The 22,016-nt window shown below is 50.9% G+C and carries 21 protein-coding genes; 5 read left to right on the forward strand and 16 right to left on the reverse strand.

The annotated features are described in order from the left end of the window. Window positions 1-207: 207 nt before the first annotated feature. The gene (locus ACQ4MZ_RS06265) at window positions 208-534 is read right to left on the reverse strand and encodes a hypothetical protein (RefSeq protein ID WP_430843720.1); all 327 of its coding nucleotides are present in this window, start codon (window positions 532-534) and stop codon (window positions 208-210) included. 112 nt (window positions 535-646) lie between these two features. On the opposite strand from ACQ4MZ_RS06265, the gene ACQ4MZ_RS06270 reads away from it, so the two are divergent. Beyond that, a complete protein-coding gene (locus tag ACQ4MZ_RS06270; protein WP_430843721.1) occupies window positions 647-1,924 on the forward strand; it encodes a PQQ-dependent sugar dehydrogenase in 1,278 nt (425 codons plus the stop codon). A 68-nt stretch (window positions 1,925-1,992) separates the two neighbouring features. On the opposite strand, the gene ACQ4MZ_RS06275 is transcribed toward ACQ4MZ_RS06270, so the two are convergent. From ACQ4MZ_RS06275 to ACQ4MZ_RS06290, 4 genes are all read right to left on the reverse strand, one after another. Continuing rightward, window positions 1,993-2,877, reverse strand: a complete 885-nt coding sequence (locus ACQ4MZ_RS06275; RefSeq protein ID WP_430843722.1) for a cyclase family protein — start codon at window positions 2,875-2,877, stop codon at window positions 1,993-1,995. 17 nt (window positions 2,878-2,894) lie between these two features. Beyond that, window positions 2,895-3,677, reverse strand: a complete 783-nt coding sequence (locus tag ACQ4MZ_RS06280) for a 3-keto-disaccharide hydrolase (RefSeq protein ID WP_430843723.1) — start codon at window positions 3,675-3,677, stop codon at window positions 2,895-2,897. Window positions 3,678-3,740: 63 nt separating this feature from the next. Then, window positions 3,741-6,107, reverse strand: a complete 2,367-nt coding sequence (locus tag ACQ4MZ_RS06285; RefSeq protein WP_430843724.1) for a prolyl oligopeptidase family serine peptidase — start codon at window positions 6,105-6,107, stop codon at window positions 3,741-3,743. 27 nt (window positions 6,108-6,134) lie between these two features. Beyond that, window positions 6,135-6,437: a hypothetical protein gene (locus ACQ4MZ_RS06290; protein WP_430843725.1), complete on the reverse strand. Its 303-nt coding sequence runs from the start codon at window positions 6,435-6,437 to the stop codon at window positions 6,135-6,137. A 200-nt stretch (window positions 6,438-6,637) separates the two neighbouring features. On the opposite strand from ACQ4MZ_RS06290, the gene ACQ4MZ_RS06295 reads away from it, so the two are divergent. The 3 genes from ACQ4MZ_RS06295 to ACQ4MZ_RS06305 all read left to right on the forward strand — a co-directional run bounded on the left by ACQ4MZ_RS06295 (window position 6,638) and on the right by ACQ4MZ_RS06305 (window position 10,790). After that, a complete protein-coding gene (locus tag ACQ4MZ_RS06295) occupies window positions 6,638-9,160 on the forward strand; it encodes a M1 family metallopeptidase (RefSeq protein ID WP_430843726.1) in 2,523 nt (840 codons plus the stop codon). Further along, window positions 9,120-9,971 carry an AraC family transcriptional regulator gene (locus ACQ4MZ_RS06300; protein WP_430843727.1) on the forward strand — a complete coding sequence of 284 codons (852 nt, stop codon included), beginning with the start codon at window positions 9,120-9,122 and terminating at the stop codon, window positions 9,969-9,971. Before ACQ4MZ_RS06295 ends, ACQ4MZ_RS06300 begins: the two co-directional genes overlap by 41 nt. Before the next feature lie 129 nt (window positions 9,972-10,100). Next, window positions 10,101-10,790: a hypothetical protein gene (locus tag ACQ4MZ_RS06305; RefSeq protein WP_430843728.1), complete on the forward strand. Its 690-nt coding sequence runs from the start codon at window positions 10,101-10,103 to the stop codon at window positions 10,788-10,790. On the opposite strand, the gene map is transcribed toward ACQ4MZ_RS06305, so the two are convergent. The 4 genes from map to ACQ4MZ_RS06325 all read right to left on the reverse strand — a co-directional run bounded on the left by map (window position 10,785) and on the right by ACQ4MZ_RS06325 (window position 13,872). After that, the gene (gene map / locus ACQ4MZ_RS06310) at window positions 10,785-11,555 is read right to left on the reverse strand and encodes a type I methionyl aminopeptidase (protein ID WP_430843729.1); all 771 of its coding nucleotides are present in this window, start codon (window positions 11,553-11,555) and stop codon (window positions 10,785-10,787) included. The two genes, ACQ4MZ_RS06305 and map, sit on opposite strands and share 6 nt — an antisense overlap. A gap of 16 nt (window positions 11,556-11,571) precedes the next feature. Continuing rightward, window positions 11,572-12,360, reverse strand: coding sequence for a DUF3050 domain-containing protein (locus tag ACQ4MZ_RS06315; RefSeq protein WP_430843730.1), 789 nt, complete (start codon window positions 12,358-12,360; stop codon window positions 11,572-11,574). A gap of 149 nt (window positions 12,361-12,509) precedes the next feature. After that, window positions 12,510-12,983: a VOC family protein gene (locus ACQ4MZ_RS06320; protein ID WP_430843731.1), complete on the reverse strand. Its 474-nt coding sequence runs from the start codon at window positions 12,981-12,983 to the stop codon at window positions 12,510-12,512. A 73-nt stretch (window positions 12,984-13,056) separates the two neighbouring features. Further along, on the reverse strand, window positions 13,057-13,872 hold the full coding sequence (locus ACQ4MZ_RS06325; RefSeq protein WP_430843732.1) for an AraC family transcriptional regulator: 816 nt from the start codon (window positions 13,870-13,872) through the stop codon (window positions 13,057-13,059). 131 nt (window positions 13,873-14,003) lie between these two features. On the opposite strand from ACQ4MZ_RS06325, the gene ACQ4MZ_RS06330 reads away from it, so the two are divergent. After that, window positions 14,004-14,504 carry a DinB family protein gene (locus tag ACQ4MZ_RS06330; protein WP_430843733.1) on the forward strand — a complete coding sequence of 167 codons (501 nt, stop codon included), beginning with the start codon at window positions 14,004-14,006 and terminating at the stop codon, window positions 14,502-14,504. Here the strand turns inward: ACQ4MZ_RS06330 and ACQ4MZ_RS06335 are convergent, their stop codons facing one another. The 7 genes from ACQ4MZ_RS06335 to ACQ4MZ_RS06365 all read right to left on the reverse strand — a co-directional run bounded on the left by ACQ4MZ_RS06335 (window position 14,505) and on the right by ACQ4MZ_RS06365 (window position 22,014). Further along, on the reverse strand, window positions 14,505-15,146 hold the full coding sequence (locus ACQ4MZ_RS06335) for an HAD family hydrolase (RefSeq protein ID WP_223405286.1): 642 nt from the start codon (window positions 15,144-15,146) through the stop codon (window positions 14,505-14,507). Between the two features lie 199 nt (window positions 15,147-15,345). Beyond that, window positions 15,346-16,674, reverse strand: a complete 1,329-nt coding sequence (locus ACQ4MZ_RS06340) for a hypothetical protein (RefSeq protein WP_430843734.1) — start codon at window positions 16,672-16,674, stop codon at window positions 15,346-15,348. Next, window positions 16,671-17,234: a DUF4136 domain-containing protein gene (locus ACQ4MZ_RS06345; protein WP_430843735.1), complete on the reverse strand. Its 564-nt coding sequence runs from the start codon at window positions 17,232-17,234 to the stop codon at window positions 16,671-16,673. The genes ACQ4MZ_RS06340 and ACQ4MZ_RS06345 overlap by 4 nt, the downstream gene beginning before the upstream one ends. 68 nt (window positions 17,235-17,302) lie before the next feature. Then, the gene (locus ACQ4MZ_RS06350; protein ID WP_430843736.1) at window positions 17,303-18,823 is read right to left on the reverse strand and encodes a Do family serine endopeptidase; all 1,521 of its coding nucleotides are present in this window, start codon (window positions 18,821-18,823) and stop codon (window positions 17,303-17,305) included. 169 nt (window positions 18,824-18,992) lie between these two features. Further along, complete coding sequence (locus ACQ4MZ_RS06355) at window positions 18,993-20,246, reverse strand: sensor histidine kinase (RefSeq protein ID WP_430843737.1); 1,254 nt, start codon at window positions 20,244-20,246, stop codon at window positions 18,993-18,995. Then, window positions 20,243-20,920 (reverse strand): response regulator transcription factor, encoded by a 678-nt coding sequence (locus tag ACQ4MZ_RS06360; RefSeq protein WP_430843738.1) that lies wholly within the window; start codon window positions 20,918-20,920, stop codon window positions 20,243-20,245. The genes ACQ4MZ_RS06355 and ACQ4MZ_RS06360 overlap by 4 nt, the downstream gene beginning before the upstream one ends. Window positions 20,921-21,003: 83 nt before the next feature. Next, window positions 21,004-22,014, reverse strand: a complete 1,011-nt coding sequence (locus tag ACQ4MZ_RS06365) for an alpha/beta hydrolase (RefSeq protein WP_430843739.1) — start codon at window positions 22,012-22,014, stop codon at window positions 21,004-21,006. Between the last annotated feature and the right edge of the window lie 2 nt (window positions 22,015-22,016).

The raw sequence follows: 22,016 nt of genomic DNA on the forward strand, positions 1-22,016 counted from the left end.
TGGTATCGATTCCGTTACATGTGTGCAGTAAGCAGAGGAGGAAAGACGTTAAGATAGGTAGTAGCGACCGGAACGCCCCGAAGTGCTTTTGCATGGGTATAGGAATAAATTGAAGAGCGTTGCCTGACGATGTTCTAAGCTACAAATTCTTCAAAATATTCCTATAACAAGTTGATATATCGGTACTAATGCTTGTTTGCTCGTGCCTCAGTCGCCCTGGTTTTCTTCCTGCCACTCGTGGTTATCGCCACCTAGACTGTAATAGTTGTTTTCTTCATCTTCCCTCCCGATTTCCTCGTCCTCATCGTCGTATTCTGAGCCTGGAACGTCGAGATCGTCGCCGGTCAGGTCGTCGTCAAACGATTTTTCGTTCCATTCGTCGGCGTCCAGGTCGAGTGCACGCTTGACGCGGGAAATGTCTTCGGGATCAATATCCGGGTCAATAAGTCCCTGGCGGTAAATGTCTTCACCCGCTGGATAATTTCCGGGAAGATCATCATCATATAGTTCGTCGTCTTCATCGTATGGACCCATAGTTGTAATGGTTAAATGTACTAAAATCGGTTACTCGTTTTGGGATTGGTTAAAAAAGCGTTCCTGTACGCTTTTACCTAAAATTAGTGTTTTCACCCAATTTTACGATTGCATGCAAAGAAAATTAATCCGGTCGACCGGGGCCCTGGCAGTACTGGCCGCTACGGCTGCCGCACTGTTAGGTTACCGAAACGAGTCTCCCCAGAAATCCTCCCTCTACGCGCCTGTTGATGCCAAAGAACTGAAACTACCCGCCGGCTTCTCGGCGACCGTGCTCGCTACCGACCTGGGGGCTACCCGGCATATGGTGGTGGGTAAAAACGGCGACATGTATGTAAAGCTTTCCAAACTGAAAGACGGTAAAGGTATTTACCTGTTGCGCGACACTAACGGCGACGGCGCGATCGATGAGCAGAAGCTTTTCGGCGACTACCCCGGCACAGGCATCGCGATCAAGGACGGCTTTTTATATAGTTCTTCCAACAAAGGTGTTTTCAGGTATAAGTTGAATGAAAAGGATGAAATCATTGATTTTGACAAACCGGAAAGCATTATCAGCGGGCTAACCGACCACGGGCGCGACAATGCAAAGCCTATTACCCTGGATAATAATGGCAATATCTACGTGACCGTAGGCTCCTACAACGACAACTGCCGCGCGGCAGGCTCGGCGAAAGGCATGTCGCCCTGCTCGATCCTGGATTCGGCGGGCGGGATCTGGCGGTTCAAGGCCGGGCAGCTGAATCAGCAATTCTCCGACGGTACGCGTTATGCGACAGGCGTGAAAAATGCGGTGGGGATCGACTGGGACAATAAGACCAACGCCCTGTATGCAACTACGCACGGGCGCGGGAAGTTCGACGATATGTACCCGCAGTATTATACCCCCAAGCACAGTGCCGAGCTGCCAGCCGAAACGCTCTATCGCCTGAAAGAAGGCGACGACGCGGGTTGGCCTTACATTTATTACGATCATTTCCAGAACAAGAAAATGCTTGCACCTGAGTACGGCGGCGATGGGAAGAAAACGGGCGGGGAGAAGGCCATCAATCCGCTGGTAGCGTTTCCTGCACATTTGGGACCGAATGCATTGATGTTCTATACGGGCAATATGTTCCCGGCGCGGTATCGTAACGGGGCTTTCATTGCCTTTCACAGCCAGTCGTCGGAGCTGAAAAAAGGTTATCTCGTGGCGTTTGTGCCCTTCGTCAATGGCAAACCGGGCAAATGGGAGATTTTTGCCGATAATTTTGCGGGTACCGACCTCGCCAAACCGACGGGCCCTATTCAGCATCGCCCGTGCGGGCTTGCACAAGGGCCCGACGGCGCATTGTACGTGACGGACGATCTCAACGGAACCATTTTTAAGATTGCTTACAAAAAGAAGTAAGCAGGATGCGTAAAAAAACGGGATTGTCACATTGACAATCCCGTTTTTTTGGGAACTGCTGGTAAGAACTATGCTTTTGGTAATGTGGTAAATGCCCTCACCGGGAATGTACCTACGCCTTTAAACTTCGGTGGTACTGCACTGAACAAATAGCCTGAGGCCGGCAGTTTATCCAGGTTGCAGAGGTGCTCAACGATCAGGATTTCGGCACCCAGCAAAATCGTGTGTACCGGCCGGCTGTTGCCGCGGGTGTCGTCGATGTTGTGGCTGTCGATTCCTACGAGTTTTACACCGCAGTCGCGCAGGTATTCGGCCGCCTCGCGCGTGAGGAACGGGTGGTTTTCAAAATAGGCTTCAGTATTCCAGTTTTTCGACCAGCCCGTGTTTACAATGACCGCCTTGTTCCGGATTTCGAGGTTTTGGAAAAATTCAATCCCGATTTCCAGCGCTCCGATTGCGTAGACAGTAACGGCATCCAGGTTCGCAAAAGCCTCCAATTCGACCTCCGAAAGGTCTTTCCCATGTGCGTAACGGTGAAATGGGCAGTCGATGTAGGTGCCTGTGTTGCTCACCATTTCGATTTTACCGATCTGGAATTCGGTACCTTCTTCATATTTACCGATTGAATCTTTCCGACTGAGAAAATCGCAGATTACCGGTGCCGGAAGGCCTTTATACGTAACTAATCCATCAAAAATTGTATGACTCAGATCTACGAGCAATTCCGACGACGGTTCGTTGACAGGCCGCCGTTTATGTTTTTCCTGAATATAAAACTTATTGATGATGCGGACCTTCCCAACCATCAGCAGACGGAGGTCTTTGATGATATAATCGGCCAGCGCGGCGTCGGAGATTGTTTCGCCGGCAATATCCAGCCGGAAATCCTGGCCCTGAATACCTCCGCCGTTGGTAAACTCAATTTCAAAATCAAAAACTACTCGGTGATCCATAGGGGATTGCAATGCTGTTAGAAATTGGTATCCGGCTTTGCCAGTTCCACTTCTTTGATCCATATATTACGGTAATACACATCGTGACCTTCGGATTGCAGTTTCAAACCGCCGGGAGTATCGGTAATACCTTTGCCTCCGTCGTTACCGCCATCGATGCCCGAGTTTTTACCACCCCAAACCTGGCTGATTTTCTGATTAGTATGTACTTTTTTGCCATTAAAATAGACAGTGACCATCGGCTGCTCCACCAGTTTCCCGTCTTTGAAGCGCGCCGCACGGAACAAAATATCATACGAATTCCACTTGCCAATACCGTTGTATGCGTAATAGGGCGATTTGGATTCGTTGATCACCGCGCCCATCCCGTGTGATGTGGTGTCGCCGTCGAGCACCTGGATTTCATACCGGTTTTGAAGGTAAACACCGCTGTTCCCGCCGGGCTTTGTGATCAGAAATTCTACATGTGCGCGGAAATCCTTGAATTGCTTTTTGGTGACAATATCCGCCGAACCATACAACCCGCCCGCAGACGCCGGATCGTTACAGTTGATCACCGTGCCCTTATCGACCGGGTCGTTCACCACCGTCCATTTGATCGGCGGCTTGGCCGCAAACCGCGGGCCTTCCCAGTAAATCCATTTTTCATCCAGCATTTTGCGGCTGCCGTCCAGGTACACTTCTGCACCTTTGGGAGCTTTCACACCCACGCCTACCTGTGCGTATGTGAGACCGGCAAATGCAATGGCGAGCGCCTGGCCGAGGAAGATGCTTTTCAGCTTCGAGAAATTTCGGTTCATGTTGTTTTCGTTTTTTATGCTGGATATAAGGGTTGGAAATTTTAGAATTTACTCACCGGTCGGCTACAACTTCTCTTCGAACAGTTTCAAAATGCGCTTGTACTCGTCCGTCCAGGACGATGCTTCCACAAACCCATGGTCTTCCATCGGATAGGAAGCGAGCTCCCAGTTGTTTTTGCCCAGCTCGATCAGCCGTTGCGAGAGACGCACCACATCCTGGTAATGCACATTCACATCCACCATTCCGTGGCAGATCAGCAGGTTGTTTTTCAATCCGGCCGCGTGGTAAATGGGAGAGCTCTTACGGTAAGCCAGGCTGTCGGCCTGCGGTTCGTTAAGGATATTGGCGGTATACGACTGGTTGTAAGCAGTCCAGTCGGTCACGGGGCGCAACGCGGCACCCGCCGTAAATACATCGGGCGTCGTGAAAAGTGCCATCAAAGTAATAAAGCCGCCATACGAGCCGCCGTAAATGCCGATCTTCCTGGGATCGACGCCGTAGGTCTTCACGAGCCATTTTGCACCATCGGTGTGGTCGGTGAGGTCCTTACCGCCCATGAAGCGGTAAATGCCCGTGCGCCAGTCGCGACCGTAGCCTGAACTCGCACGGTAATCCATGTCGAGCACGGTGTAACCTTTGTCGGTGAGCAGGTTGTGAAACATATATTCCCGGAAATACTGGCTCCACCATTTGTGGGCATTCTGCAAGTAGCCTGCTCCGTGGACGAAAATTACGGCTTTCCCATTCGATTGTTTCGGTTCGTAAACACGCGCATAAATATCCTGGCCGTCACCGGCTTTGATGGTTACGACCTTGGCCTCGCGCCATGGATAGGACAGGAATTCGGTGGAGACGGAGCGGGTAATCTGAACGGGTTGCCCGTTTTTCCCGGTCGCATTATCCAGCAGATACAGCTCCCACGGAGCAGTGCTTTTCGAAAAGCGGATCGCCAGGGTCTTCTCGTCAGGTGAAAGCGTCATTTCATGCGCGCCGGGCGCGTGTGTGAGGCGTATGCGAGCGCCTCCCGTCACGGGCATACGGTAAACGTGCTGTTCGCCGGGGTGCACTTCGTTGGTGATGAGGTAAAAAGTCTTTTTGTCTTTCGAAAGCACCACATTCTGTACCTCGAATTTGCCCGAGGTTAATGCAGTTTTCTTGCCGGAAACGATATTGAATGTGTACAAATGCGAGTAGCCGGTGGCTTCGCTCTGGAAGTAGATCGTCTGGTCGTCGAGCCAGCCTATTTCCCCCGCGCTTTGCGGGTAGCCGCCCACGCCCGGCCCGCCGATCCACGCTTCGTCGCGCTGGCGGTCGAGGAGTTTAAGTGAAAGCGTCGCCGGGTCAAACGACATGATCCAGCGGTCTTTGCTGTCGAGCGACCGGATTACCACCACGGCATGGCGCCCGTTATCCGACCAGAATGGCCCATGGAAGATCACTTTCCGCTCCTTTTTTTTCCAGGTAGTATCCAGTTTGGGATAATCTTTGAGGTAGTCGGGTTTGTCGTAGATGCCGGGGATATCCGTCGTCGAAACCTTCCTGGCCGTATCTTTCTTTACGTCATATACCCAAAACTCGCTTTCCGAAGCCGGTGCTCCCACCTTTGTCCGCGCCGGAATCTCCTCCGTGAACCCGCTCTCGGTCACATAATTGGGTACAATAGTCGATTTGGCGCTTTTATCGGTTTGTACCAGCTCGTAGGTCACGAACCGGCCGTCCGGGCTCGCTTGCTGATTCGTCACGTTTTTGTCGCCGAGGTAAATTTCCTTCGGCCTGGCCGGTTTGTCTGCTTCGGTAACCTTTTTGCCCGCATCTTTTTTTGCCTTTCTTTCCTTCAAAACCTCGAACATCGCAAGTTGATCGGCTTTCAGGAACTTTTCCTGCTCACCGGGCTTGCTGTCAGTTTTTTTGGTGCCTGTTTTAAAATCGGTCAACTGGTTGATCAGCCCGGAAGTCAATGCAATGCTGAAAAGGTTGTTACCTCGTTCGAAAACGACTGCCGATTCATCACCGCTGAAAACCGGATCAGACTCACGCTCGGTCGTATTGGTGAGCTGGCGGATTGCGAAATCCTTGTAATTGATCATGTAAATGTCGCCGTTCTTCTCGTAGAGCCGCATCGTACGGGCGCGGTTATAGATACCGTTCTTGCCAGGCATACGCCTGCGGTCGGCAGGGGCTACCTTGCTGATTTTCTTACCTGCTAGTGAATATGCATAGAGTGAGTCGGAAGGATTTTTGTCAGGATTCCAATTGAAATACACCGTTTTGGAGTCATCCGCCCAGGTAATATCACTCGGTGAAGTCCCGATCCACATTTTCGGATCCCGCATGATTTTCTCGACGGTGAGGGGGGCGAGGGATTGGGCTTTAAGATTGCTGATGTAAAAAACTAAGATGAAAAAGGAAAGCTTGTAAAAGTGGTTCATGTTTGAGTTGTTGAAAATGCAATGTAATCAGTTGCCTGGGGCAACTTTCTCTTCCTGATATGGAATCGCTTTAATGAGACGGGTGTTGTTGAGTTCTTCAATAACAATTGTATCCTCTGCGGGAATAATGCCCCGTTTGAGCCAGTTGCTTACGGTTTGTGTGTTAGGAATGTTAAAACGTCTGCAATATTCGGCGACGGTCACCCAATCATGCAGTTCGTAAATTTTGCCGTCTTTCGAAAGATAGTTTTGCGCTTTCGCCAAAGTTTTCCGTGCCGCTTCCAGCAGTTCATCGAGCTGATCAGGGGCTGATTCTGTGATTGTTTTCATATGCATTGTTCTACCTTTTCCGCTTTTCTAACTCAGCGAGCACCTGCATTACTTTGCGAAGCGATGCGAATCTCCATTTCCTCATAGTGTGCGAATTTTTTGAAGCAATATACAAAATGTTACGTTTCGTAACAGAATACGGAGCGAGTTTTGTCCAGTATTAAAATGGATATGCTATTTTTGAGCGTATCCTTAATCCCATGACTTTCATACGCCCTCTCATTTTCCTTGCGACCACAATTTCCGTGGTCTTCGCCTGCACGCACCAGCAAAGCTCTACCCCCGAAAAAGGTGTTTCATTCGCCCTGAACCAATACCGCAAGCAGCATATCGACAGCATTCGGTACGATATCGAGCTGGACATTCCGGCGGGCAAGGCGGGGAAGATCATGGGGAAAGAGACTGTTATATTTCATCTGGATGCTCTCGACTCGGCGCTGATGCTGGATTTCAATGTGGATACCAGCCATTTACAAGAGGTCCGCGTGGGAGGTGAAAAAGTAGATTATCAGTTTGTAAACGAGCATATTGTTATTGATGCAAAGTATTTGAATAAAGGCAAAAATGAAGTTGGAATCGATTTTATCGCGGGGGATCAGTCACTGAATAGGAGCGAGGATTATCTGTACACACTATTCGTCCCCGACCGCGCTTCCACTTGCTTTCCGCTGTTCGATCAGCCGAACCTGAAAGCCTCGTATCTGCTCACTTTAAAAACACCGGAAGGGTGGGAGGCTGTCTCAAACGGCAAGCTGCATGCTAAAACGGCCGAAAATGGTAAAAGTGTGTACCATTTCGGAGCAACGAAGCCGGTGAGCTCATACCTCTTTGCATTTGCTGCGGGCAAATTTTTCAAGGAAACACGCACGATGGATGGCCGCGAAATGACGATGTACTACCGCGAGACCGACACCACGAAAGTAAACCGCAACCGCGACGAGGTTTTTCAGCTCCACGCGAAGTCGCTGGCATGGTTGGAAGATTACACAAATATTGACTATCCATTCGGGAAATTCGATTTCGTACTGCTGCCATCGTTCCAATATGGCGGAATGGAGCATCCGGGCACTATTTTTTACAATGAACCGGCCCTTTTTCTGGATGAAAATGCCTCAGTGAACCGTCTTATGGCCCGTGCGAGCGTGATTGCGCACGAGTCGGCGCATATGTGGTTCGGCGATCTGGTGACGATGGACTGGTTCAACGACGTATGGCTGAAAGAGGTGTTCGCGAACTTCATGGCCGCTAAGATCGTCCATCCCAGTTTTCCGGAGATCAATCACGAACTCCGCTTTTTGCTGGCGCATTATCCCAATGCTTACGAAGTAGACCGGACCGCGGGTACCAACCCGATTTTGCAGGAGTTGGGTAACCTCAAAAATGCCGGGACGCTCTATGGGGCCATCATTTATATGAAAGCACCCATTGTGATGCGGCAGTTGGAAAGAAAGATTGGGGAGGAACTCATGCGAGAGAGCTTGCGCGAATATTTGAAAACCTACTCATTTGGTAATGCCCGCTGGGACGATCTGATCGGTATTATCGACAAACGCTCGCCGGAAGACATTACTACATGGAGCAATGTGTGGGTGAAAACGCCGGGAATGCCGGAGTACCATATCAAAGCAGGCAAACTGGTGCAGTTGACAGATTCGGTTTCGGGGCGCGTGTGGGAACAGCCGCTGGTTTTGAAAACAATGCAAAACGGGCAGCTTGTTTTTCCCAATAATGACGGGACGGGTTATGGGTATTTTAAAATGGATACCATTTCCAAAGCCTGGTTCTTTGCGCATTACGGCAATGCGGAAGTGTCCGATCCGGTTTTCAAGGGCGCTATGCTGGTGAATTGCTGGGAAGGGTTGCTGCGCGGCGACGGTCCCGGGCCGGAGAAGCTGGTGAATGATATTTTGAATGTATTACCCAAAGAGCAAAACCCGCTTCTGGTGGATTATTTGCTGGGTAACCTGCAAAGCGACTGGTGGGTGTTCCTGAATGCAGCTCAAAGGGGGGCCTATCAGGCGCGCGTTGAAACTGAAATCTGGCAGCTTTTGAACACTACCCGTGACAAAGGCATTCAAACCTCCTATTTCCGGGCATTTAAGTCGCTGGCCCTGACAGACGACGGCTGGCAGAAAATGCACGGACTCTGGACGGGCAAACTGGAAGTGAAGGGCCTCGTACTTTCGGAAGAGGATAAAATTTCCCTGGCTTACGAGCTGGCATTGAAAGGAAAGGAGGATGGAAAAGCTATCCTGAACAGCCAGTTGAATGCGACGAAGAATCCCGACCGGAAGGCAAGAATGCAGTTTGTGATACCCGCGCTGAGCGCCAGCGAAGCAGAGCGCGACGCGTTTTTTGAGACATTAAAGCAGGAAGCAAACCGTGAAAAAGAGGCCTGGGTACTCGATGCGCTGGCCTACCTGCACCATCCGCTGCGGGCACAAAGTGCATTGAAATACCTGCGCCCGTCGCTCGACCTTTTGCAGGAAATCCAGCTTACCGGTGATATTTTCTTTCCAACGCGCTGGCTGCATAACACATTTGCCGGGCATTCGTCGCCCGAAGCCGCGCAGATCGCGCAGACTTTTTTAAAGGAACATCCTGATTATCCGTATTTCCTGAAAAATAAAATACTGCAAGCGACCGATTTGCTCGATCGCTCGGTAAAACTGTCGACTATTTATGCCCAGAAGGAGTATTCCCCTGCATTATCTCAGCAATGAGTCGGGCCTGGGCATTTCCCTGCACCGCATCGACCGGATGAACCGGGTGAATGCGCCGCATATGGATGCGCACCGGGATGATCACGGAAATTTCTTTTTCCAGGAAGACGGCCATGCGAGGATGATGGTCGATTTCCGGGAGGTTGAGCTGAGGGGCAGCGGGGTATTCTGCATCATGCCGGGCCAGGTGCATTGCCCGCTGGAAACGGAAGGCTCATATGGCTGGTTCCTGGGTGTCGATATGAGCTTGCTCGACGATCACCACCGCGCCGTAGTGGACGAATATGCCTTACACGGCTTCCCAATCGGCCTCGATCCCGAGCAGGCGGACCTACTGACGCGCAGCCTCCGCTTGCTGTTGGAATTTTACGAGGCGCCTTCGCAATACGGACATCCTGTGATGCAATCGATGCTGAAAACGTGCCTGGGCATTTTTACTTCACTTTTTGAAAAGGAGATTTTGCAGCGGACGGCGCAAACAAGGCCGTCCGCCATTACTTCGCAGTTTCGCAAACTTTTATCACAGCATTTTAAAACTGTGAAAAGTCCCTCGGAATATGCGGGAATGCTTAGCATTACCTCATCCTATCTGAATGAGGTTGTGAAAGAAACTTCGGGGCAACCGGTAAGCCACTGGATTCAAAACGAAGTGATAATGGAGGCTAAAAGGCTGCTTTATTATACTGATTTGAGCATTAAAGAGATCGCATTTGGGTTGGGCTACGAAGATCATACCTATTTTTCAAGGCTGTTCCGGAAAGTCGCAGGTAAATCGGCCGGGCAGTTTCGGGAGGAGCTTCGGAAGTTATAAAACCGCGATTTGTCCAATCATTACCCCTCTTTTGCCCTTTAATTTCGTCGCGCGGGCGTGTTGTTTTGTAAAGTAAAATTTCGGCTGGACCGTCAGCCATGAAACAACACCAATCCAATTGCACGAAAAATGAACATCATCAAACAGAAAGCGCTGCACTTGCTTGAAAATGCCTTTGGAAAGACTGGAACCGTACTTGCGATACGGGCCTGGGAACCTGCTACCTTTTTTGAAGTGGACGTCCATTTCCCGGAAATGGATATGAGTGGCTGGAAACGTGTCCAGCATATTAAAGTACGGGTCGGAGAGGGGATATACCGCGATTACACCCCCGCCGGCTGGGATGAGGATATCCGTACCTGCACCCTGTACATCAATGCCGAACAGGACGGCCCGGGCGCGCAATGGATACGGTCGCTACGCACAGGCGACCGCATTACGTACGTGGGCGTAGGCGCGACCATGCACAGGCCCACGTATGCAGGAGAAATGGTCGTTTTCGGTGACATGAGCAGTATCGGGCATTACCTGGCTTTGCAGCAGCTGGCCGGCACACGTAAAATCAGCGGCGCCATTACGATCGCCCACGAAAATCACCGCGAGGAATTCAAAGAGTATTTCAACTGGAATATCCAACCGGTGAAAAAAAACGGTGACGGCGGGCTGCATTCGATGCTCAAATGGACCAGCGACAGGCAGCTGGCCAATTCGAACGTCTATATTTCGGGGCATATCCCCACCTGCATCCGTTTGCGGAAGGAGCTCAAAAAGCGGGATGATTCCCCGCTAGGGATCCAGGTGCAGGGATTTTGGTCATAATCCATCGAAAATGCCGTTCATGGCCGTGAGGATTACGGGTTTGCCGTCCGTAACGATGATCGTGTGCTCGTGCTGCGCTACATATCCGCCGCGCGAGCCAACGAGCGTCCAGCCGTCGCGTTCAGTAGCGGCGTTTGTGGAAGCGGTTGAAATGAACGTTTCGATAGCGACTACGCTATTTTTGCGGAAGCGGGTCGTGTTGTAACGATCGTAGAAGTTGGCAATTTCGTGCGGTTCCTCGTGGAGACTGCGCCCTACGCCATGGCCGGCCAGGTTTCTGATGACTTTGTAGCCTGACCGTTTGGCTTCCGTCTCGATCAGCCGCCCAATGTCGGCAATCCTTACGCCGCCCTTGATCTGGCTAAGTGCTTTGCCCAGGATCCGTTTCGACGCATTCACCAGTTTGTTGTGCCCGTGAATATCTTCACCCAGCACGAAAGAGCCTCCGTTATCGGACCAGAATCCATTCAGTTCGGCAGAAACGTCGATATTGACCAGATCTCCCTCCTGCAAAATTTTTGTTTCAGAAGGTACTCCGTGTGCGACTTCATTGTTGACACTAATGCAGGTCCAGCCCGGGAAGCCATACGTGAGCTTCGGTGCCGATTTCGCGCCGAGACTATTGAGCAGTTCGCCTCCGAAATCGTCGAGTTCCTTTGCCGTCATACCCGGCTTCGCATGCTCGCGCATCGCGCGTAAAGTAGTAGCTACTGCACGGCTGGCTTCCTGCATGCCGGCCAGTTCCGATTCTTTATTGATAGACATTTATTTATAGTCTTGATTAATACGACCCACTTACCTGTAAAGTAATCTCCTCGAAAGCGCCGTTCCACAATGCAATACGCTTTTCGAGGGATGCGATGGTGGCCTGTTCGGCTTCCTGCCAGAATGCCTCGTTCCGTTCGCAGAGATTGGCGGTCATGCGAAGCGCGAGGTGGCTGTGGTGGTCGCCGTCGACCTCGATGTGGCGTTCAAGGTAGTATTTAAAAATGGAAATACTGTCCGGGAAATTGCGGTGTATGTCCTCGATGATCGACATAAACATGCCCGGAATGAGGTCCTCGCGCCCGAAGGTAAAAATGGCGGCTTGCAAATGGTCTTTCCTGGTGCCGATGGTGTCGAATGTAAAGCGGACAAATTCACGGGCTTTTTCGGGTGTGCCGGCTGCGTCGAATGCCTTTTCGAAATCACGCGTCTCCCGCAGCGAATAAATAAACCGGCCAATTTCCGTGGTATCGGCGCCGCATTGTGCCATGGCATCGAGGTACAGTTCGAAATGGCTTTTGAAATTCCCTTCACTATCCACATCTGACTCTTCGCCCGCCACGATCTCGTTGATGAGGTTGCGCGTTTCACCGTCACCGGTCGGAAACCAGGGTACAGACGTGCAGGTAAGGCTGTTTTGAAGTGATTTGAGCAGCGACATAAAGTCCCAGACCGCGTAAACATGGTATTTCATGAATACTTTCAGGTCCTCGATGTCATTGATAACCGAATAAACTTTGTGCTGGATAATCTGCTGCCGGAGGGGCTCGATGTTCTGCTGAATTCTGGTAATGTGATCGTTCATTATTTGCGTAGTTCTTTCTTCTAAACTGCCTTTTGAGAATGTTTGTTCGAATTTTCAGCAAATAAAGGGAATCTGGTAAAGTGCTTCGCCGGGGTTTACAGAAAATACCATGCAAATGCATGAAGGGTACCTGCATGGTATCGGGTCTGCTATTTCTCCTGCGAAGGTGAATATTTCACGAGATCGATCCCGATACCGTTCGGGTCCTGGATCGCAAAATGCCTGTCGCCCCAGGGCTCATCACGGATATCAATTTTGATGGGTATTCCCTTGTTTTGAAGTTCTTTGTAAAGTTCATCGACGTCGTCTACCTCGATGGTCAGGTACATGCCTTGTCCCTGGAATGCTTTGTGAAACAAGGGTTGTTGTGAAGGATGCCCGGGTAGCAGGAAGCTAAGTTCCGACGCGCCGCCCGGCGTGTGGAGCAGCAGGTAAAACTCATTTTCGAATGTAACGCCGAAGCCGAGTATCTGCGTGTAAAATGCTTTGGTTTCCGCGAGTTTGGAGGTGACAATGCCTGCGTTCAGTTTCATTTGGGGTTTAGTTTGAGTGGATGGATTGTTTTGAGAGAATGTACTGGCGCAGATGCAGACCAATGCCAGTAGTAGGATGAGCCGTTTCATAATACCGTCCGTTTTGTTGACGGTGCAAATTTCGGTTTGGCCAGCCGGGCAGGATTGTAAAAAACGGACAAAATCACCTCCCGAAAGCTTTTCCCGGCGTCACGCCATAGAGGTTCTTGAATTCCTTGATGAAATGGGCCTGGTCGTAGTAGCCGTTGTCATAAAACAGCTTGTTCTCGCGAAGGCTCTGCTGTGAGGGTTTGGCACGGAGGATCTTCTGGAAACGCACGATCTGGCTGAAAGTTTTGGCTGAGTCGCCGATGTAATACTCGAAAAGCCGGCGGAGCTGTCGGGAGCTAAGACCAGTGTCGAGGTCTTTTTCGACGTTCAGCACACCGAAATTTTGAAGAATTAGGGTCAATGCACCGTACAAACGGGTGTCGTGGTTGAAATCAATACCGGCTACCCAATGCAGGAAATAGTCGTCCAGCCTGCGCTTGATTTCCGCGAGAGACAGTCCCGGTTCGAAGGCCGAGGCAATGAATTGTGCTGTGCCGGGTATTACCACATCCAGATTCTCAAAGCGATTGCTCAGTTCCGAAGCATTGACTTTGAAAAGCTGCGGAAACATGGTAGGTAAAAATCGCACACCCACGTAATTGAAACTGTTTTCCAGCGGAAACTCCGTATACTTTTTACAGAAGCCCATCACGAAATTTTCGGAGGGGTTATGCAGCTCGAAGAAGATGTCGATGCAGCCATCGGCGACCACGCGATAGAGAAATGGCTCATCCAACGGAATAGTGGTGCGCAATTGCCAATAACAATAAATAAAGCCCAGCAAGGCGTTATCCGGAAGAAATTCCTGGTACGTTACCCGCTCAGCCGACTGCTTTACCGTCGGCTGAACTGGCATATACAGCCCGCGAATATCTGGGTTTTTATACATCCGGTCTGGAGGTTTTATTTATTGATCCGCCGTATCTGGCCCAACGAATGCCAACGTACGGCCGCTAGCGTTTTGTAAGGCATTGTTACGGCATTGTTTTTTTAATTGTAGACAAAAAAACGAACAATACCATGAGCAACAGGACCTTAGTAGATGCCTACATTAAAGAACTGGAAGCGGAGTATACTTCGACCCGTAAATGCCTGGAAAGGTTTCCGGTGGCATTATTTGGCTATAAACCGCATCCTACCTCCATGGAGATGGGCTACCTCGCTCTTTTGGTAGCTGAAATCCCTCTTTGGATCACTTTTATGGTGGAGCAGGGCGAAGTTGACTTTGCGACTTACAAGCGTTTCGAGTTCTCTACCAGCGAGGAATTGCTTGACCATTATGAGGAAGTTTTCAAAGGCGCTCAAAAATCGCTGGCGGGCATTACCGACGATGATCTCGATGCGCCGTTCTATCTGAAACGGCAGGGCCAGGTACTGTTTACCCAGCCCAAACGCGAGGGCATCGGCTCGACGATCAATCACTGGGTGCATCACCGGGGCCAGTTCACCGTATATATGCGGTTGAACGAAATTCCCGTTCCTTCTATTTATGGGCCTTCTGCCGACGATCGTACGTTCTGATCAGCGCGGAGGACCGAAGCGGTCGAACTGTTCTTTTTTCAGTTCTTCAAGGATTTCCTTCGTCGATTCGAAGCTCGTGTGCTGGTACGCACGCAGTCCGAGTGTTTTGGCCATATTGGCAAACATAATGCGATCGTCGAAATACACGCACTGGCTGGGTGTTGCCTGCGCGATGCCCATGGCCAGCTCGAATATCCGCGGATCGGGTTTGCGCATTTTTACTTCGCAGGAAGAAATGAATGCATCGAAGCAGGTATGTAGTTTGAACTTCTGAATGCGATAGTCGTTCAGCTCCTTACCCTCGTTATTAATGGAAATGATGCGGAAACCGCAATCCTTTTTCCACTCTTTGAGCCAGGCCAGCATGCCGGGCAACTCAACCGACTGCGAGTACATGAATTCCTTGAAATCTTCCCGGACGAAGTCGCGCGGGTGATTGAAGATTACCGTATCGAGGTACTGATCGAGGTTCACGCTCCCGATTTCGTAGACATTGAAAATGAAATTATGGAGTTGATCCATTTCCTTATAATTGAGGCCGAATTTCTCTGCAGCCAGAAGACGGGATTCATGGCCCCACCCGTTACTTAAAAGGACGCCGCCAATGTCGAAAAAGAGGATTTTGAGATCGCTGATCTGCATGATAATTGTTGTGTATATTGGTAAAAAGGATGGCCGCTAAGTTAGCTATAATCGCGTAAACGCCGAATGGCACGAACGTAGACGTTCGTGCCTATTATTCGCAGTCCTCCGGCCGGTCGGTACATCTTTACGGTACCGACCGGCCGGAGGACTGCGAGTAGTGTGTTTGAAGGTGAGACCTTCAAACCAGCTTTACTATCTACCGTCTCCCCCCTCGAAAACCACCGCCACTAAATCCCCCGCGGCTGAAACCACCTCCACCGCCATTAAAGGTTCTACCACCAAATGAACCATAAGACCGCGAAGGAGCGCTGAATGTATTACCACGCGGCATCGACCGGTACCCTTGGGCATTCACCGAACGTGGTGCCGTACGGAACGATTGGCCTCTGTCGAACAGGTAGGAGCGTGAGCCGAGGGACGGACTGAAATGTCTCGCTGCTGAGCCGATAAATGCCGTTCTAGGCGAATACACGAAATTCCGGGGAGCGATGGTGTGATAATAATGGTCGTACTGGCGGTACAGGTGCGGATAATACCGGTAGGCACCGCCGAAGAACCATCTGGAAAAGCCCAGAGAAGGCATTGCGTAAACCATTGGATAACCACCCAGACCCAGATAGAAGCCGGAACCATAGGCATACAAGCCAGGGTACCACATCGGTGAGCCGTACCAGTAAGGATAGCCGAACCAGTAGGAATAAGGGCTGCCATAGTTCACCACTTTATCACCGGCTGGGGCAGGGTAGCTGTAACCGCCCTGGGACGCATATTCCTGCGAAGCCTGGCTGAGTTCCTGCATGGCCTGCGGATTTTGTTTCAGCTCATCCTGATAAGCAGCCAATTCTTCCTTGTTTTGTGCTTCAATCTGGTCGTGAATGGTCGCCAGGTCATTGCGTACGGCGGCCGGATTGTCTTTGAAACGTTCGCCGAGCCGTGTTACGAGGTCGGAGTGGTCGTTTAGCAGGGACAATGCATCCGGCATCTCCTCCAGGGTTTTGAATGCCCGCTGCGCATCGGGATCCAGCAATGCGATCATACCCTGGAAGGAAGAGTTGGCTTCTTCGTTGAGGTTGTCGACTGCCACCAGGTCGCTGTGGTGATTGTTGTACAGTTTCCAGGCTGCTTCTTTCAATTCGGAAGAAGGGGCCACATTGGCTACCATTCCGTCGACTGCTTCGTGTGAAGTTTTGCGCGGAAGTGTAGCGAGTTTATGCATCAGCTCGGGATACCGGCTGACTTCATAAAACCAGTTTTGTTTTTTTTGAGAATAGTTTTGAATGATTTGCTGAAAACCTGCGCTGCTTTTCTCCCGGATTCCGGCCAGTTTGGCGAGTACATCGGGATATTGGATGGCGACCAGGATGTCATTGCGGACATCTTCATTGTAAGGTGCGATGGCTTTGAGCAAACTTTGTTCAGTGACAATGTTTTGTTGCGCATTACTAACCATTTGGTTATCCTGGCCGTAGCTTGTGAAGCTGGCGGCGGAGAGCAGAATAGCGGCGAAATATTGAAGCGTTTTCATGACACAGGGAAGCTTTTCATTAACTTCTTAACACCCTTATTGATTTGTTTTTCAAGCCGGTTCGGATTGCTCACGTCACCGGAAATCGCTTTTTGCCAGATAATATCCCCGGTTTTGGTATCCACCACATCGAGTATGAGCGTACCGTCGGTGCTGGTGGTCGAATAGGGGTAGCCGCCGTATCCGTAGCCGCCAAAACCTCCGTAGTAGGGATATCCCCAGCCAAACCGGCCCCAGCCCATCATCGGATAAGCTCCGAACGGATAGCCACCATAATAATTCCTGCGTACGCGTTGCGTGTACGTGTGGAATTGCAGGAGCAGGTCGGGGTGCTGGGTGTTGCGTGTGAGTCCCCGGCTTTCCAGTGCCTTGTCGAAGGCACTCTGAATGCGGTGACGTGCAAGCGAACTGGCGTACATGGGATTCTGGTTGGTTTTCATGTCGGGGACAATCCAGTTATAAGTCAATGCCTTGCCGGAAGTTGGCAGTTGGGGACTTTGCGCGAGCACCACACTGCCCAGCACAGTCAGCATTCCCAACAAAATCAGGTTCTTTTTCATTTTAATGGGTCATTTTAAAAGGCTTTCCAGGGGTTGGCTCCGGGAGATAACCCCGGAAAGCCTGGGTACTACAATCCAATTGCGAAATATTGGGTTTCATCGTTGCCGGGATAAAGCCCTTCGATCATCACTCCGCCTTTTTTGCCTTGGAGCATTTTCACGGCTTCACGGGCATTGGCAACCGGTGTTTTATCAATCCTGGTAATCACAAAGCCTTCTTCCATATCGGTGTTCTGGCGAATTTTGCCGGCGTTGATCGCCGTTACCTGCGCACCCGCGCCGATTCCGTATTCTTTTTTCTGTTGACTGGTCAGGTCTTTCAGCTCGATACCCAGTTGCTCCATTACCGCCGACGAGGATCGGTCTGCTACGGAAGGTTCTGAAATGCCTTTCAATGTCACGGAAACCACTTTGTCGACGCCATCGCGATTCACATTCACGGTTACTTTGTCGGATGGTTTATGCTGGGCGATGGCTTCCTGCAATTGCGGTACGCTGGTAATATCGTGGCCGTCGATTTTGGTAATCACATCACCGATTTTGATGCCGGCTTCTTTTGCAGCGCTTTCATCGGCGAAATTCTCGACGCGCACACCTTCATCCACTTTCAGGTCGAATGATTTGACTTTCGCTGCATCCACTTCGCTGATCCCCACGCCGAGGTATCCGCGCTGCACGGAACCGAATTTGGAAATATCTTCCACCACTTTGTGCGCAATGCTCGAAGGGACGGCGAACGAATAGCCTGCAAACGAGCCTGTCTGGCTGGCAATGGCGGTGTTGATGCCGATGAGGTTACCATTCAAATCTACCAACGCACCACCGGAGTTGCCCGGGTTTACAGCCGCGTCGGTCTGGATGAACGACTCGATAGGAGCCTTTGCATTCTCGCCAAGGATGTTAATGCTGCGTCCTTTGGCGCTCACAATGCCCGCGGTAACGGTCGATGTGAGGTTGTATGGATTACCTACGGCAAGCACCCATTGGCCGACCTCCACATTTTCGGAGTTGCCGAACGATAATGCGGGCAAATTCTTCGCATCGATCTTGATCAGCGCGATGTCGGTGTTCGGGTCACTGCCGATGACTTTGGCTTTGTAGGTATGTTTGTCGGCGAGGGTTACTTCCAGCGTTTCGGCGCCCTGGATCACGTGGTTGTTGGTGACAATATAGCCATCAGGATTGATGATCACGCCCGAGCCGGTAGCCTGCGGTTTCTCCATTTTACCCTCTGGGGCTTGCTGGCCGAAGGGGTTGCGGCCGCCGAAAAAATCCCTGAACTCCTCCGGGATTTGCATCTGGCTCACCGTCCGTTCCGGTTTGAGTGTCGATTTGATGTGTACCACTGCCGCGGTGGCCTTTTTGGAGGCAAATGAAAAGTCGGCGGGAATCATGGCGGCAGGGCCGTTGGCCGTAGCACCGGACTTGGCATCCAACCGGGCTTTGACGAACGGGGTCGCGTCGTTGACCCAGGTTGAAATCGTATCTGGTTTGCCAAAATGTTCGTAGGTAGCGTAGGAGGTTCCGCCCAGCAATGCGGATGCAATGGCTACTGCTGTAATTTTTCTGAAGTTCCGTGTTGTTGTCATCGCTATTAAATTGATTAAGTGTATTCAAATTTCAGTAGCGATCCTGTTGCAATTCTGTGTGAATTCTGAAGACAATTTGTAGTTGAACATTTTTTTGAAATACATAAAAAAAGGAGGGTCAGAAACCCTCCCTTTATTCACTACTAGCCATGAAAAACTTTGAGTATCGTCACCAGGTCACCGTGAGAATATGCCACGGGCCTTCTGTTTCGTAAGTAAGCGTCTGCCCGTTCACCTGGCAGATCGTCTTGGCCAGTGCCAGTCCCAGCCCCAGCGAGGCCGAATGCGTGCCTTCTTTCCGGAAGCGTTCGAACATCAGTTCGGGGTCGATATGAATAGGCACTCCGGTGTTGCGGACAACCAGTCGCCCCGGGCTGAGCGTAATATCGATCGTTCCCCCATTTACATTATAACGTATCGCATTGGTCAGCAAATTATTGACCAGTACTTCCGCCAATGCCGGGTGCATTACAGGCCCCGTCGGCTCGATCGCCGTCTTCACGGTAATCTCCCGCTGCTCGATCAGGTCTTCCAGGTCGCGGAGCTTCCGGTTGATGATCGGAACCAGGCTGATCGGCTCGGTACCGGCCAGAAACTGCCGGTTTTCGATTTTGGTAAGCAATAATAATGCCTGGTTCAGCTTCGCAAGCCGGTTGGCGGCCTCGCTGATCTCGGAAAGCGCTACGAGCTGCGACTCTTTCAGGCTCTCGTCCTGAAACAATCCTTCGATCTTGGACAATATCACCGCCAGCGGCGTCTGTATTTCATGCGAGGCATTCTCGGTAAACTCTTTCAGGTTCTGGTAAGTGGCGGCAAGGCGATCGGTAAACTGGGTTACCGACTGGTTCAACTGCTCGAATTCGACGGTATGCTGTTTGGGAAAAGTAAGCACCTCGTGTTTTTCAAGATTATAGGAATCCAATGCACGCAATGTCTTGTAAAACGGCTGCCATAACCGGCGGGAAAGCCAGCTGTTGAGCAGGAGAAGCGATATGAGTAACAGAGCTACAATGAATGTAACGGTCATGACTACTGCTTCCAGTAATTGCTGGCGCTGTGCCAGTAACTTACTGATAGTCACCCGGTACCAGGCGCCTTCGACGTGTTCGTAGAAGATGAGCTGCCGGTAGGGCTCGTAGTCATTTTCAGCCTCGTTGAACAGTTTTCGCTCAACAAGCACCATTTGGCCCGGGTACCGGACCTGGTCGAGTTGCAGGCTGTCACCGAGTTGCAGGATGTACACCGGCAGTTCGTCGATATGCCGGAGCTGCCAGCTTACCTTCGCCTTGCTGCGCATGAGCTCCTTGTTTACTTCCCGGTCGATCAGGTAATCTACTGAAAAATAGAACAATACGGCACCTAACGTCAGTACGCACAGCGATGTGACGATCTGGTATTTGAGAATGCGTTCCAGCAGTTTCATTGCTCGCTGAATTTATAGCCGACGCCATAAATCGATTTCAGGTAATCGGGGCAGCCTTTGTCCATCAGCTTCTTCCTGAGGTTTTTAATATGTGTGTATATAAAGTCAAAATTGTCCATTAAATCCGCATCGTCGCCCCAGAGGTGTTCGGCGATGGATTCTTTAGTGAGTACGCGGTTTTTGTTGGCGATCAGGTACACGAGCAGGTCATACTCTTTGCGGGTCAAGACGATTTCCTGCTGGTCGACCAATACCAAATGCTCCTGCGGGTCGATCTGGATCTTGCCGAAGCGGATCTGCTGGCTGCCCTGGAAGCTCCGCCTGCGGATGACCGCTTGCACGCGGGCATTGAGCTCCGAAAGGTGGAAAGGTTTGGTGAGGTAATCGTCCGAGCCGAGGTTGAGGCCGGTAATGCGGTCGTCGAGCGAGTTTTTAGCTGAGATAATGATGATACCTGTTTCCGGGAAGCTCCGTTTCAGTTCCCGCACGGCGTCGAGGCCGTCGCCGTCGGGCAGCATCAGATCCACCAGCACGCAGTCGTAACGATAGATATTGATCTTTTCTACGGCCGTGCGGTAGTCCGCTGCCCATTCGCAAATGAAGTTTTCGCGCTGAAAATAGTTCTGTATGCTGGTAGCCAGCGCTTTTTCGTCTTCAATGAGCAGCAGTTTCATAGCATTGTCGTTTGTGCAAATGAAACTACCAATTTTGGAGGAAATCTGAAGTGTATTCCAAACAGGGCATTCCATGCCGGGGGCTACTTCACGGTCCTTTTAGCCCAGTTGAAAATCGTGGAGTACACTTCGTCGCGGACGGGCTGTTTGGAAAGGATCAGGTCGTGCATACCGCCCTGAACCGCCTGAATGCTGTATTGACCCACAATATTCTGGGCCTGGCGCGCCACGTCCTCCACATTCAGCACTGCGTCGCCGGTGAAAAACGCATCGCTCCACTTCTTCTCGTCGATGGATTTGGCAGAATGCAGCACCAGCACCGGTTTGTTGATGGTAATACCCTGTGCAAGCCGCTCCTGTGCGTTGAGCACGGCGCGTATCCAGCCCAGGTTAACCGGCGGAGCGATAAATGGTTTCAAGCCGAGGCTGTAAGACCATTCGCCATGAGCCGTTACGTGCAGGCTTTCGCCGTAAAGCGGGTTAATGCCCAGGTCAAAGTTCGTTTCCGGATGTTTTTCAGCCCTTTTCAGGAGTAGCGGCAATGCCGTCTTTTTGAGCCCTGATTTGATATTTAATGCAAACATCGGGCTGTTGAGCAGCACCGCATCGAATTTTTCCTTGCCCGCGCGCTCACTGGCATAGAGGGAAATGGTTAATCCGCCCAACGAATGCCCGCTCAAAAGGACTTTTTCGTTGCCTTCCCCTTTAATGACCGCCAGGGCAGTGTCGATGTCGGCGTAATACTCGGAGAGGTCGCGGACGTTGTTGATCTTCTGATGACTGAGCCACGATCGCCCGTATTTCCGCAGATCGATCGCATAAAAGTTGAAACCTTCTTTGATGTACCGCTCGGCCATTTCCTCCTGGAAGAAGTAATCGTTGAAACCGTGGACGTAAAGTACCGCTTTGGTGCTTTTTTCCGGAGCGGTTTTCCGGATAATCGTACAAGTAACGCTGCCTTCGTAATCGGACGGTTGAACGATCGTCGCCTGTTTGAAGCCTTTGCCTATCAAATCCGCGAAATAGGTAACCTGCGCGTTGGCGGCGCTGGCGAAAAGTGTGAGGATAAGTGCGGACAGGAGGCTGTTTTTCATGG

It is taken from the genome of Dyadobacter sp. BHUBP1, assembly GCF_050587785.1.
Lineage (GTDB): Bacteria > Bacteroidota > Bacteroidia > Cytophagales > Spirosomataceae > Dyadobacter.

Excerpts from the sequence above, each read along its gene's own strand:
- ACQ4MZ_RS06365 (WP_430843739.1), bottom strand. The coding sequence starts at position 22,014 with ATGAAAAACAGCCTCCTGTCCGCACTTATCCTCACACTTTTCGCCAGC.
- ACQ4MZ_RS06335 (WP_223405286.1), bottom strand. The coding sequence starts at position 15,146 with ATGCAGATCAGCGATCTCAAAATCCTCTTTTTCGACATTGGCGGCGTC.
- ACQ4MZ_RS06360 (WP_430843738.1), bottom strand. The coding sequence starts at position 20,920 with ATGAAACTGCTGCTCATTGAAGACGAAAAAGCGCTGGCTACCAGCATA.
- ACQ4MZ_RS06345 (WP_430843735.1), bottom strand. The coding sequence starts at position 17,234 with ATGAAAAAGAACCTGATTTTGTTGGGAATGCTGACTGTGCTGGGCAGT.
- ACQ4MZ_RS06340 (WP_430843734.1), bottom strand. The coding sequence starts at position 16,674 with ATGAAAACGCTTCAATATTTCGCCGCTATTCTGCTCTCCGCCGCCAGC.
- ACQ4MZ_RS06355 (WP_430843737.1), bottom strand. The coding sequence starts at position 20,246 with ATGAAACTGCTGGAACGCATTCTCAAATACCAGATCGTCACATCGCTG.
- ACQ4MZ_RS06295 (WP_430843726.1), top strand. The coding sequence starts at position 6,638 with ATGACTTTCATACGCCCTCTCATTTTCCTTGCGACCACAATTTCCGTG.
- ACQ4MZ_RS06330 (WP_430843733.1), top strand. The coding sequence starts at position 14,004 with ATGAGCAACAGGACCTTAGTAGATGCCTACATTAAAGAACTGGAAGCG.
- ACQ4MZ_RS06350 (WP_430843736.1), bottom strand. The coding sequence starts at position 18,823 with ATGACAACAACACGGAACTTCAGAAAAATTACAGCAGTAGCCATTGCA.
- ACQ4MZ_RS06315 (WP_430843730.1), bottom strand. The coding sequence starts at position 12,360 with ATGAACGATCACATTACCAGAATTCAGCAGAACATCGAGCCCCTCCGG.
- ACQ4MZ_RS06280 (WP_430843723.1), bottom strand. The coding sequence starts at position 3,677 with ATGAACCGAAATTTCTCGAAGCTGAAAAGCATCTTCCTCGGCCAGGCG.
- ACQ4MZ_RS06320 (WP_430843731.1), bottom strand. The coding sequence starts at position 12,983 with ATGAAACGGCTCATCCTACTACTGGCATTGGTCTGCATCTGCGCCAGT.
- ACQ4MZ_RS06300 (WP_430843727.1), top strand. The coding sequence starts at position 9,120 with ATGCCCAGAAGGAGTATTCCCCTGCATTATCTCAGCAATGAGTCGGGC.
- ACQ4MZ_RS06325 (WP_430843732.1), bottom strand. The coding sequence starts at position 13,872 with ATGTATAAAAACCCAGATATTCGCGGGCTGTATATGCCAGTTCAGCCG.
- ACQ4MZ_RS06270 (WP_430843721.1), top strand. The coding sequence starts at position 647 with ATGCAAAGAAAATTAATCCGGTCGACCGGGGCCCTGGCAGTACTGGCC.
- ACQ4MZ_RS06265 (WP_430843720.1), bottom strand. The coding sequence starts at position 534 with ATGGGTCCATACGATGAAGACGACGAACTATATGATGATGATCTTCCC.
- ACQ4MZ_RS06290 (WP_430843725.1), bottom strand. The coding sequence starts at position 6,437 with ATGAAAACAATCACAGAATCAGCCCCTGATCAGCTCGATGAACTGCTG.
- ACQ4MZ_RS06305 (WP_430843728.1), top strand. The coding sequence starts at position 10,101 with ATGAACATCATCAAACAGAAAGCGCTGCACTTGCTTGAAAATGCCTTT.
- ACQ4MZ_RS06275 (WP_430843722.1), bottom strand. The coding sequence starts at position 2,877 with ATGGATCACCGAGTAGTTTTTGATTTTGAAATTGAGTTTACCAACGGC.
- map (WP_430843729.1), bottom strand. The coding sequence starts at position 11,555 with ATGTCTATCAATAAAGAATCGGAACTGGCCGGCATGCAGGAAGCCAGC.
- ACQ4MZ_RS06285 (WP_430843724.1), bottom strand. The coding sequence starts at position 6,107 with ATGAACCACTTTTACAAGCTTTCCTTTTTCATCTTAGTTTTTTACATC.